11 protein-coding genes are annotated in these 12,487 nt (G+C 40.7%); 7 read left to right on the forward strand and 4 right to left on the reverse strand.

Annotation, left to right across the window (positions count from 1 at the left end; translation table 11 throughout):
• Positions 1–18 precede the first annotated feature (18 nt).
• The 6 genes from lpxD to AC1EK4_RS02200 all read left to right on the forward strand — a co-directional run bounded on the left by lpxD (position 19) and on the right by AC1EK4_RS02200 (position 8,720).
• Complete coding sequence (lpxD, locus tag AC1EK4_RS02175) at positions 19–1,053, forward strand: UDP-3-O-(3-hydroxymyristoyl)glucosamine N-acyltransferase (RefSeq protein ID WP_062432958.1); 1,035 nt, start codon at positions 19–21, stop codon at positions 1,051–1,053.
• 16 nt (positions 1,054–1,069) lie between these two features.
• Entirely contained in the window at positions 1,070–2,455 is a 1,386-nt protein-coding gene (locus tag AC1EK4_RS02180; RefSeq protein ID WP_480356851.1) for a bifunctional UDP-3-O-[3-hydroxymyristoyl] N-acetylglucosamine deacetylase/3-hydroxyacyl-ACP dehydratase, read from the forward strand.
• Between the two features lie 18 nt (positions 2,456–2,473).
• Complete coding sequence (gene lpxA / locus AC1EK4_RS02185) at positions 2,474–3,244, forward strand: acyl-ACP--UDP-N-acetylglucosamine O-acyltransferase (RefSeq protein ID WP_480356853.1); 771 nt, start codon at positions 2,474–2,476, stop codon at positions 3,242–3,244.
• The gene (gene miaA / locus AC1EK4_RS02190) at positions 3,245–4,147 is read left to right on the forward strand and encodes a tRNA (adenosine(37)-N6)-dimethylallyltransferase MiaA (RefSeq protein ID WP_062432938.1); all 903 of its coding nucleotides are present in this window, start codon (positions 3,245–3,247) and stop codon (positions 4,145–4,147) included.
• Positions 4,148–4,230: 83 nt separating this feature from the next.
• Entirely contained in the window at positions 4,231–6,714 is a 2,484-nt protein-coding gene (locus AC1EK4_RS02195; protein ID WP_062432941.1) for a transglycosylase domain-containing protein, read from the forward strand.
• 236 nt (positions 6,715–6,950) lie between these two features.
• Positions 6,951–8,720 carry an AAA family ATPase gene (locus tag AC1EK4_RS02200; protein WP_480356855.1) on the forward strand — a complete coding sequence of 590 codons (1,770 nt, stop codon included), beginning with the start codon at positions 6,951–6,953 and terminating at the stop codon, positions 8,718–8,720.
• Here the strand turns inward: AC1EK4_RS02200 and AC1EK4_RS02205 are convergent.
• From AC1EK4_RS02205 to AC1EK4_RS02220, 4 genes are read right to left on the reverse strand one after another with little or no spacing between them, the layout of a single operon-like run.
• Positions 8,710–9,315, reverse strand: a complete 606-nt coding sequence (locus tag AC1EK4_RS02205; RefSeq protein ID WP_480356858.1) for a Maf family nucleotide pyrophosphatase — start codon at positions 9,313–9,315, stop codon at positions 8,710–8,712. The genes AC1EK4_RS02200 and AC1EK4_RS02205 overlap by 11 nt on opposite strands.
• 12 nt (positions 9,316–9,327) lie before the next feature.
• Complete coding sequence (locus AC1EK4_RS02210; protein ID WP_036898551.1) at positions 9,328–9,846, reverse strand: KdsC family phosphatase; 519 nt, start codon at positions 9,844–9,846, stop codon at positions 9,328–9,330.
• A 4-nt stretch (positions 9,847–9,850) separates the two neighbouring features.
• On the reverse strand, positions 9,851–10,633 hold the full coding sequence (locus AC1EK4_RS02215) for a Rossmann-like and DUF2520 domain-containing protein (RefSeq protein WP_036898554.1): 783 nt from the start codon (positions 10,631–10,633) through the stop codon (positions 9,851–9,853).
• A gap of 7 nt (positions 10,634–10,640) precedes the next feature.
• Positions 10,641–11,165, reverse strand: coding sequence for a nitroreductase family protein (locus AC1EK4_RS02220; RefSeq protein ID WP_062432950.1), 525 nt, complete (start codon positions 11,163–11,165; stop codon positions 10,641–10,643).
• Between the two features lie 93 nt (positions 11,166–11,258).
• On the opposite strand from AC1EK4_RS02220, the gene AC1EK4_RS02225 reads away from it, so the two are divergent.
• Complete coding sequence (locus AC1EK4_RS02225; RefSeq protein WP_480356860.1) at positions 11,259–12,233, forward strand: GNAT family N-acetyltransferase; 975 nt, start codon at positions 11,259–11,261, stop codon at positions 12,231–12,233.
• The last annotated feature ends 254 nt before the right edge of the window (positions 12,234–12,487 follow it).

Genomic DNA, 12,487 nt, shown 5'->3' on the forward strand with positions numbered 1-12,487 from the left:
ACAACCTGATTAATGAAGATGGAATTTACTGCACAACAAATTGCCCAAGTTGTACAAGGGCGTGTAGAAGGTGATGAAAACGCAACCGTTAACACTTTTGCTAAAATAGAAGAAGGCACTCCCGGAGCAATTTCTTTTCTATCGAATCCCAAATACACCCATTATATATATAGCACAGAATCTAGTGTTGTACTAGTAGACGAATCCGTAGAATTAGAGAAACCAGTTAAAGCAACGTTGATTCGTGTGAAGAGTGCATACGAATCTGTCGCAAAACTATTACAAATATACGAGGCCTCAAAGCCTAAGAAAGCTGGTATTGATAGTCTAGCATTTATTTCACCAACAGCTAAGATTGGTAAAGATGTATATATTGGAGCATTCAGCTATATTGGAGACAATGCCAACATTGGAGACGGATGCCAAATATATCCGAATACAGTAGTTGGAGATAACGTTACTCTTGGCAGCGAATGCCTCTTATATCCGCATGTGACTATCTATCAAGGATGCAAAATTGGCAATCGAGTTACCCTACATGCTGGTTCTGTTATTGGTTCAGATGGATTTGGGTTTGCCCCTAATACCGATGGTTATAGCAAGATTCCTCAAATTGGTATTGTCATTATAGATGATGAAGTAGAAATTGGAGCGAACACTTGTATTGATAGATCGACAATGGGCGCTACCCGAATTAAGAAGGGAGTCAAATTAGATAACCTTGTACAAATAGCTCATAACACTGAGATAGGAGAAAACACTGTCATGTCAGCTCAAGTTGGTGTTGCTGGTTCTACAAAGGTTGGAGACTGGTGTATGTTTGGTGGACAAGTGGGAATCGCCGGCCATGCAAAGATTGGTAATAAGGTATTCCTTGGTGCCCAAAGCGGTGTTCCCGGAAATATCAAAGATGATTGTACACTCATAGGCACCCCACCAATGGCCCCAAAAGCCTATTTCAAATCTCAAGCTATATTCCGTAAACTACCAGAAATGTACAAACAACTGAGTACATTACAGAAAGAACTAGAAGAACTAAAAGGAAAACTATAAAGATTTAAGATACTATATGTCAAAACAAAGGACACTCAAAGGAAGCTTCTCACTTTATGGTAAAGGACTGCATACCGGCCTTAGCTTAACAGTTACGTTTACTCCGGCTGCAGAAAATACTGGCTATAGAATTCAAAGAATAGATCTAGACGGACAGCCTATCATAGAAGCTATTGCAGAAAATGTTGTAGACACACAAAGAGGTACTGTATTAGCAAAGGGTGATATTAAAGTATCCACCGTTGAACATGGCATGTCTGCCTTATATGCTATGGGCATTGACAACTGTCTTATTCAAGTTAATGGACCTGAATTTCCTATATTGGACGGTTCAGGCGCTATGTATGTGCAGAAGATTCAAGAAGTTGGAATCGAAGAACAAAACGCAGAGAAAGGCTACTATATCATTCGTCATAAGATAGAAGTAAAGGATAAGAAGACTGGTTCTACCATCACAATACTTCCAGACGACCAGTTTAGTATCACGGTTATGTGTTCTTTTAACTCAAAATTTATCAATAGCCAATTTGCAACACTCGATAATATAGAAAACTTCGCTACAGAAATTGCCCCAGCAAGGACTTTCGTTTTTGTCCGCGATATTGTTCCTCTATTAGAAGCAAACCTCATCAAAGGTGGCGACCTCGACAATGCTATCGTCATTTATGAGAAAGAAGTGTCACAAGAGAAGCTAGACCAACTTGCTGATGTATTAAATGTTTCCCGTATGGATGCAACGAAAATTGGTTACATCCAGCACAAACCTTTAATGTGGGAAAATGAATGTACACGTCATAAATTGCTAGATATTATTGGCGATATGGCTTTAATAGGCAAGCCTATCAAGGGTAGAATCGTGGCAACACGCCCCGGCCATACCATCAATAACAAGTTTGCGCGTCTCATGCGTAAGGAAATCCGTAAGCACGAGATACAAGCACCGATATATGATCCCAACGAAGAGCCACTCATGGACAATATACGAATAAGGGAACTACTCCCCCATCGTTATCCCATGCAGCTGGTTGACAAGATTATATCAATGGGTTCTACTAGCATTGTCGGCGTTAAGAATGTCACAGCCAACGAACCTTTCTTCGTAGGTCACTTCCCGCAAGAGCCGGTAATGCCCGGTGTATTACAGATTGAAGGTATGGCACAATGCGGTGGTATTCTCGTTTTGAGTCAATTAGAAGAACCCGAAAGATGGTCTACTTACTTCATGAAGATAGATAATGTTAAGTTCAGGCAGAAAGTAGTACCCGGGGACACTCTTCTCTTCAAAGTAGAATTATTGCATCCCGTACGTCATGGCATCAGTTCCATGAAGGGATATATGTTTGTAGGTGATAAAGTTGTATCAGAAGCAACCTTCACAGCTCAAATAGTCAAGAATAAATAACTATCTATACGAGATTATATGAATCAAATAAGTCCATTGGCATTTGTACATCCTGATGCAAAGTTGGGAAATAATAACATAATTGGTCCCTTTTGTTATATAGATGCCAATACTGTTATTGGAGATAACAATACATTCCAAAATAGCGTTACTATCAATATTGGTACACGCATTGGAAATAACAACGAAATATTTCCGGGAGCTAGTATTAGCACCAAACCGCAAGATTTGAAATTTAAAGGAGAAGAGACTACTTGTGTTGTTGGTGATAACAATAGCATCCGTGAGAATGTGACTATATCTCGTGGAACAGCCTCAAAAGGCGTTACTATTGTCGGCAACAATAATCTTTTGATGGAGAATATGCATGTTGCCCACGACTGTGTGCTTGGTAATAATTTGATTATCGGCAATTCTACGAAGTTTGCAGGAGAAGTTACGGTCGATGATAACGCTATCATCAGCGCGACAGTACTATGCCATCAATTCTGCAAAATAGGAAGTTATGTCATGATTCAAGGTGGAAGCAGATTCTCACAAGACATTCCGCCTTATATCATCGCAGGCAAAGAGCCCATTCGTTATGCCGGAATCAATATCGTAGGACTCCGTAGACATGGCTTCAACAATGAACTTATCGACCTCATCCATGAGACTTATCGGCTGTTATACAGCAAGGGAGTTCTTGCAGAAGGAATTCAAGAAATCCAAAACAACTTGCAGATTACTCCGGAAGTTCAATATATCATAGACTTTGTGCAAACTTCAAAGCGTGGTATTATTCGATAAATGGACAATACATTAATTGTCATTTTAGGCCCGACAGGAGTTGGCAAGACAGCACTTTGTATCGATTTTGCCAAACATTTTGCATCTCCTATTGTCAATGCAGATTCTCGCCAAATCTTTGCGGAAATGCCTATTGGCACTGCTGCTCCAACTCTTGAGCAGCAAAACATTGTAAAGCACTACTTTGTCGGTAATCATAAGATTACCGACTATTATAGTGCTGCCATGTACGAACACGATGTTCTACAACTACTCCCGACCATTTTTACTCCCGACCATTCCAAAGTCATCCTGACAGGTGGCAGCATGATGTACATAGATGCTGTGTGCAAAGGAATAGACGATATACCCACTGTCACTCCAGAAATTAGAGAACAGGTGATGTCTATCTACCAACAACATGGCCTAGACTATCTTGTTGATATGCTACAACAATTGGATCCTGAGCATTGGGCGATTGTTGACAAACAGAATCCAAGAAGAGTTATCCATGCCATTGAAATATGCATGATGACAGGAAAGACCTATTCCTCTTTCAGAACAAATACACATAAAAAACGACCTTTCAATATAATCAAGATTGGATTAAACAGAGAGCGAGACATTCTTTACCAAAGAATCAACGAGCGTGTTCTTCAAATGATGGAACAAGGGCTTCTAGAAGAAGTAAAATCATTACTTCCTTATAGACATTTAAATGCCTTAAATACAGTAGGATACAAAGAATTATTCAACTATCTTGATGGAAATATTACATTGGAAGAAGCTGTTAGGCAAATACAATCGAATACAAGAAGATATATGCGTAAGCAACTTACTTGGTTCAAAAGAGACTGTGAGATAACTTGGTTTTCTCCCGACAACATTAAAGAAATTATAAATTATATCGAAAGCAAGACATAGATTGTCTCTTAATTCGTACATTTGCAAAGAGTTCTACGTCATTCATTATCAAGAATAAGGGGCAATAGCTCAACAATCCTATTATGAACAAAATAAAAAGTATTATCAACCGGTGTTTTGATTACTGCAAAACATTTTGGGCATGGTACAAAAGACAATACCAAGGGCAACCTTGGTATCGCAAGGGCATCACAGCATTATGCTCTGCACTAGTTGCTTTTATCCTATATTTAGGATTAGTAGACATGAACTTCCTGTGGCTGTTTGGCAAGAGTCCCGGCTATTTTTCGGGCATAATGGATCCCCAGACAAGTCAAGCTTCAGAAATATATAGTGCTGATGGTAAGTTAATAGGTAAATACTTCAATGAAAATAGAACCCCTGTAAAATATGAAGAAATCAATCCAAGTTTCTTCAAAGCCCTCATTGACACCGAAGACGAACGCTTCTACAAGCATTGGGGAATTGACCCTATCGGCTTGTTTGCAGCCGTTAAAGATGCCGTTTTAAAACATGATGCTCGTGGTGCGTCTACCATTACACAGCAATTGGCTAAAAACATGTTTAGAGTCAGAACCCAATATTCCACAGGACTATTGGGGAAGATACCCGGCATCAAAATGCTCATTATGAAGAGTAAAGAGTGGATTATAGCCGTTAAACTAGAAACAGTCTATAGCAAAGAAGACATTCTTACCATGTATGCCAATACGGTAGACTTTGGTTCAAATTCCTACGGAATCAAGACTGCAAGCAAGACGTATTTCAATACTACGCCAAAGGAAATGACAACTGAACAGGCAGCTGTATTAGTCGGTATGCTAAAAGCTACAACTTACTACAACCCAAGGAGTAATCCACAAAACAGTCTTGCTCGTCGAAACACCGTACTCAACAATATGGTACGTCATGGAGACCTATCCAGAAACGTTTGCGACTCTTTATCTGCCCTTCCCATCAAGCTCGATTTCAAGGTAGAAGAAAATTATGACGGACAAGCAAAATATTTCCGCGAAGCCATTTCCAACTATCTAAAGAGTTGGTGTGAGGAGAGTGGTTACGATTTATATAGCAGTGGGCTTAAAATCTACACCACTATTGATACACGAATGCAAAAATATGCGGAAGAAGCTGCGACCAAGCAGATGCGCCAAGTACAGCAAAACTTCAACAACCACTGGGGCAAGAACGACCCTTGGGTAGATGAAAAAGGCAACGTTATACCTCATTTCATTGAAGACATTGCACAAAGACAGCCTGTTTACAAATATCTTCTGTCTAAATACCCCAACAATCCCGACTCTATCAATTACTATTTGAATAAGCCGCATACAGTTAAGTTGTTCGACTATACTAAGGGAACGATAGAGAAAGAAATATCTACCATGGACTCTATTCGCTACATGGTTCATTTCATGCATTGCGGTTTTGTTGCCATGGAACCACAGACAGGAGCCGTTAAGGCATGGGTCGGTGATATAGACTTCACTTCATGGAAATACGACAAGGTGACTGCTATGCGACAGCCCGGTTCCACTTTCAAACTTTTTGTATATACAGAAGCAATGAATCAAGGTCTCACACCATGCGACAAGCGCCGAGATGAGTATATTTCCATGCAAGTCTTCGATAAGAAACTAAACAAAGAAGTGACATGGACTCCATCTAATGCAAATGGTTCCTTCAGCGGTGATAGTATGCCACTGAAAAGTGCTTTCGCCAGAAGTATCAACTCAGTGGCTGTTCGTCTCGGACAAGAGATGGGCATACGCAGAATTATTGAGACAGCACACAAGATGGGTATTAAAAGCCCTCTAGACGAGAATCCCTCTTTGGCTCTAGGTTCTAGCGACGTCAACTTGCTAGAGATGGTAAACGCTTATTGCGTCGCAGCAGCCAATGGAGTGCATCATGAGCCAGTACTTGTTACCAGAATTCTAGATAAAGATGGCAATGAAGTCTACACAGGCCCCACCACTTCAGAGCAAGCTATCCCTTATCGGAGCGCGTTCCTCGTACAACAACTGTTGCAGGCAGGTATGCGTGAGCCGGGTGGAACCAGTCAATCGCTATGGGGATATGTCGGTGATTATCGTGATACCGAGTTTGGTGGTAAGACCGGAACCTCTAACAACCACTCTGATGCATGGTTCATGGCCGTCAGTCCGAAACTGGTTTGTGGCGCATGGGTAGGCGGTGAATACCGCAGTATCCACTTCCGAACAGGAGCATTAGGCCAAGGTAGCCGAACTGCCTTGCCTATATGTGGGTACTTCTTGAAGTCCGTCTTTGCCGATCCTACATTCCAAGCATATCACGGAAAGTTCGATAAGCCAAAAGATGATAACATTACAAGCGACATGTACAACTGCCAAAGCTATTATCAACCGGCCAAACGTGATACAACACAGCAAGATTCTATCATCTCCAGTGACGAAATAATACTTGACGAGAACGGAAATCCTGTTATCAAGACTACTACCGGAGAGAATGGTAAAACAACAGAACAGCAGGGAGAGAAAAAAGAGAAACCGCACGAAGAGGAAGTAAATTTCGACAACCTCTAAACGGTTTCTCACTCATAGCGCTTCACTCTCAATTCACTGCAGAGTCTTTTCAGCAATGCTGGTAAGTCTCTGCAGTAATGCTGAAAAGCCCCAACAGTATTGCTGTAAACACGTTGCAATCACCAAGTTTACGGATAAACGAGCTTACAACTAGGCCAAATTATATAAAAAGAAGGAGCACTCTTGCCTATTATCAAACCATTTAAAGCTATATAGCTATTTACAAACTGTACACCATGCCGGATAGTAAACAAAAGAACATTGACACTTCGCATATTGATCTCGATAATCCTGAGTTCCAAAATGCGTTACAAATTGTTCAATACACCCACCAATCGCTCTTCCTCACTGGAAAGGCCGGTACCGGTAAGTCTACTTTCCTACGTTATCTAGCTGCCAATACTCACAAGAAACACATTATCCTTGCCCCCACAGGTATTGCTGCAATCAATGCCGGCGGTTCTACCCTTCACAGTTTTTTCAAACTTCCTTTCCACCCATTACTGCCCGACGATGTGAGGTATAATGCACGGAATATTAGAGATACATTGAAATATAACAAGGAAAAAATCAAACTGATAAGGGAAGTTGAACTCATCATCATTGACGAGATTTCGATGGTGCGTGCCGACATTATTGATTTCATTGACAAGGTGTTGCGCATCTATAGTCGCAACATGCGAGAACCTTTTGGTGGTAAACAACTACTGTTCGTGGGCGATATCTACCAGTTGGAACCTGTATTAAAGGAAGATGAACGACAGCTTCTTCAGCCCTATTACCCCTCAAAGTATTTCTTTGATGCCCGCGTTTTCCGTGAGTTTCAATTGGTTTCCATCGAATTACAGAAAGTATATCGCCAATCCGACCCTACATTCATCAATATCCTCGACCATATCAGAACGGCGCAAGTAGGCAATACCGACCTTGGGTTGCTAAACACTAGATACAATCAGCAAGAAAATATAGAGCAATCAGGACTGGTCATTACCCTATCCACCCATCGCGATACGGTAGACTATATCAACAAAGAGCATTTGAATAAACTCGAAGGAACATCATCTATCTTCTACGGAATCATAGAAGGAGAATTCCCGGAGAGTAGCCTTCCTACTCCTATGGAACTGGAATTGAAAGTTGGCGCACAGATTCTATTCATCAAAAACGACCGAGAAAAGCAGTGGGTTAATGGCACATTGGGCACCGTCATAGGCCTTGACGATGCACAAGAAGGACACATCTATATCTTGACAGAAGACGGAAACGAAGTAGATGTAGAGCAAGAGATTTGGAGTAATGTCAAATATTCCTTCAACGAAACAGAAAAGAAGATTGAAGAAAACGAGATTGGTACCTACCGACAGTTCCCTATCAAACTCGCGTGGGCAATCACTATTCACAAAAGTCAGGGACTAACTTTCTCACAAGTCAAAATAGATTTGACCGACGGAGTATTTGCCGGTGGACAAACCTATGTAGCTTTGTCGCGTTGTACATCGCTTGATGGACTCTATCTTCAACAGCCTATCAAGCGCGAAGACATCTTCGTGAGAAACGACGTTGTTAATTTTGCCCGAAATTATAATAATACTCGTCAAATCAACAAAGTACTACAACAGAGCAAGGCGGACAAAGAATATGCCGAAGCTATACGCTGTTTCGACAAAGGAAACATGCAAGCCGCTCTCGACAATTTCTTCTTGGCCATACACAGCAGATATGATATTGAAAAACCTGCACCTAGACGACTCATCAGAAAGAAACTCAATCAAATCAATTTGCTCCAATCCAAAATAGTAGATATGGAAACTAAGCTAAAGGAACAAGAACAAATGTTGAAGAGACTAGCTGTAGAATACTTCGTCATGGGCAAAGAATGTGAACACGAACACATGACTGCCGCTGCCATTAAGAATTACGAAAAGGCACTACAACTATGCCCTGATTATCAGGAAGTAAAAAGAAGGCTGAAGAAACTCCAGCCTAAAAATACTTCTAAGAATTGATGTTTCCCGAATAAAGAAAATCAAAATCAAATTTATCGCATAGCACTTGATAGATTTGTTGCACCGGAAGTCCCATCACATTATAGTAACTTCCCGCCAATGCCGTGACTCCAATATAACCTATCCATTCTTGAATACCATAAGCTCCGGCCTTATCCATGGGATGATAATGATCTACATAAAAATCAATTTCTTGCGAAGTGAAAGTTTTGAAAGTAACATCGGAGACAACTTTAAAACTCTCAGCATGGCTTAATGCAGTGAAAGAAACACCTGTTACCACTTGATGTCTCTTGCCACTTAGGCTTCTCAACATCTCTTTAGCCATCTCAGCATCATGAGGTTTACCCAATATCTGCCCATCCAAAATGACAACCGTATCGGCCGTCAATAGCAAGTCATCTTCTCGTAAGTCGTCAAAATAAGCAGCAGCTTTCTTCTTGGATAGATACAACGGTACTTCTTCGGCCACAATCTCTTGAGGATAGGTCTCATCAATACCCGACTTCACCATTACTTGAAAAGGAATATTCAATCCTGCTAACAACTCCTTACGACGGGGAGAATTGCTCGCTAATATCAAATTATATTTCATTTTGTCTTCTCTTTACCATCCAAATGCACGGTTATCTTGCATCCATTTACCTTGTGTACGTAAAATTTGTTCGATAACATCACGCCCACATCCTTGTCCACCTGCCCACTGGCTGACATAAATACTAATATCCTTAATGTCTGGACACGCGTCTTTCGGACAACAAGGGCACCCTACTCTACGCATGATTTCATAGTCGGGAATATCATCTCCCATATAGAGCACCTCTTCATCGGATAGATTGTACTTTTGTAAAAACTCATCATAAGTCTTTATCTTCACACTACATCCCATGTAAACGTCTTCCACTCCAAGTCGAACATATCGTAGTCTAACCGCCTCTGTCTTCCCTCCTGTGAGAATAACTATACGTAGACCTAGTCGCATAGCCAATTGTATGGCATATCCATCTTTGATATTGACTGTACGTAGAGGTTCTCCATCAGAGGCCAACGTAATGGTCTGTGCTGATAAGACACCATCTACATCGAATATAACTGCTTTTATTTTATTTAAATCGTAAGGTATCATAAGTCTATTTCTCTTGTTTACATGACGACAATAAAATACTCTGAGACATTCTATTATATATATCCTGCATGAGGGTATCGTTGCTTAACAACTGGCTCTGCATCTCAATAACCTTCTCATCATGACGAGCAGCCGGCCCTGTCTGCGCTTCGTGTGGTGCCATATCGTGTACTTTCTTGACGGTCTCTTCTATCAACGGTAGCATGGCATCGAATGGTATACCATACGGCTGAAGGATTCTGGCAGATAAATCAAAACAATGATTCACAAAATTACATGCAAAAACCGCCGCCAAATGCAGATATTTCCGATTGTCAGAACTCATCTCATATACATGAGTAGAGAATCCCTCGACAAGTGTTCGCAATGTACAAAGGGCATCGGTATCGCTCGCTTCTATGAAAAATGAAACGGCATGGATATCAAGACTCTTTTTCTTAGAAAAGGTCTGCATGGGATATATCACACCGTATCGTTGCACCTTGCCGACAAAGATATTCATAGGCAGGCTTCCGGCTGTATGTACAAAGAGAGCTTTTTCGCGAGTTGGGCACAACGAAGCAATAACATCGCCCACCACATCGTCTTTCAAAGATATGATATAAATCTCTGCATCGCTGACGACATCACGAATGTTACTGGTAGGAATTGCTCCTATCCGATCGGCTAAGAGCCGTGCCGATTCATCTGTACGGCTATATACTTGAGCGATTTGGTGTCCCGCTGCATATAAGGCGCAACCTAGATGCGTCGCAACATTACCCGCTCCTATTAATACAATCCTCATCTATACTCTATTTAATATAGTGTACTTGCTCCCACTTCAGTTTTTCTTCATCTTGCGATTTGCGTTCATCGACCCAATGACCAATAGCCAAGACACATAAAACCTCTTGCTTCTCATCTAGACATAAGAGTTTCTGAATAACGGAAGTAGCGCTGGTTCCGTCTTTCTTATATCGACCACGAATCTGTATCCAGCAACTTCCAAGTCCTAGTTCTTCAGCCTGATATTGCATACTGATAGCAGCGATTGCCCCATCCTCAACCCAACAACTATTTTGTTCAACATCTCCTGTAACCACAATGGCCATAGGAGCATCTGCCAAGAATGCACTTCCGGCATCTTTAGCCATTGACATTTCTTTTAAGACTGCGGCTTCTGTAACCACCACAAACTGCCAAGAGCGCTGATTTTTTGAGGTTGGCGACATCAAAGCTGCTCGAAGTATCAAGTGTAAATCTTCTTCAGAGATGCGCTCAGTCGTAAACTTTCGATGACTACGCCTAGACGCCACCAAGCTTTTAAATTCTTTCATAAATAGCAATTTATATCTTACAAAGGTAACCAATCTCTTTATAAATCGTGCCCATAAGTTTGACTTTTACAAAATATTTGTTATTTTTGCGACATGGTCGGAGTAACTGTCAGAATCATATCGAAAAGCATTGACTTACCGGACATAGAATATCGAAACTTCTTTCATAGCAAAGAATTCTTCAATATCGTGAAACACTCTCCGGAACAAACACCCTACATGGCCGTGGCAGAAAGAGATGGTGAATGTATAGCCCACTTGCTTGCTACTGTCAGAAGAAGAGGTTCGCTGCTTCCACCTTATTTATATTCACAAGGAAGAGTCTTTGGAGAGGGAGAATATAAAGATGAGAGCGAAAAGGTAGAACTATTTGAATTGCTACTAAAAGCTATCACAAAAAAACTAAGAAGACGTCTCTGCCTGTATATAGAGTTTAGTGACATCAGCCAAAAGATGTTTGGCTATAAAACATTCCGACAAAACCATTACTTTCCTGTCAGTTGGCAAGAGATTCATAATTCACTTCATAGCAAAACACCAGAAGAAAGACTAACTGCAAAGCAACTAAAACGGATCAACAAGATTTATCAAGTGGGATTAGAAACTCGCGAGGTAGGAAACCTCAAGGAGCTAAGCAAACTATATCAGATATTCAAAAGATATTACAGGACTCGTCTCCATCGCTTTCTTCCTTCAGAACATCATTTCCAACAACTCTATCAAAGCACAAATGTTAAATGCTTCGTCACCACCTATAAAGACAACATCATTGGTGGAGCAGTATGTGTGTATTCCGATGGAAATGCATATCTCTGGCATTTTGCTTCCAAGAAGAAAAGACACCCACGGTTGCACCCTAATTTCATGACAGTGTGGAATACGCTCAAATATGCGCACACTCATAATTACGCCCATCTATTCTTTATGGATGCAGGATTGCCATTTAAGCGAAACCTTGTAAGAGAGTTTACCTTGAGTTTTGGAGGTAAACCTGTTGCCAAATACAGATGGTTTAGATGTACTATACCATGGATTAATTCATTCCTCGCATGGATATACAAAGAATAATACCTGTCATGAATCAGACACTAGGTGAATATTGGAAATTATTTTGTACATCATTACATATTATTGCTGTCCGCTAAAAATGAATTGAAAGCCTGCACTCCCTTTATCTACCGGTGATACAAGCATTTTTACTCTATAGGGGACTTGGATTGTAGTTACAAATAGAAAGCATCACAAGATTCCTTGTTTTGATTAGATAATGGTTTATATTTAAGTTTTAATATTCAAAAATACTGTATTAAAGGAGATTTTTC

This window comes from Prevotella sp. C0026C3 (genome assembly GCF_056590795.1).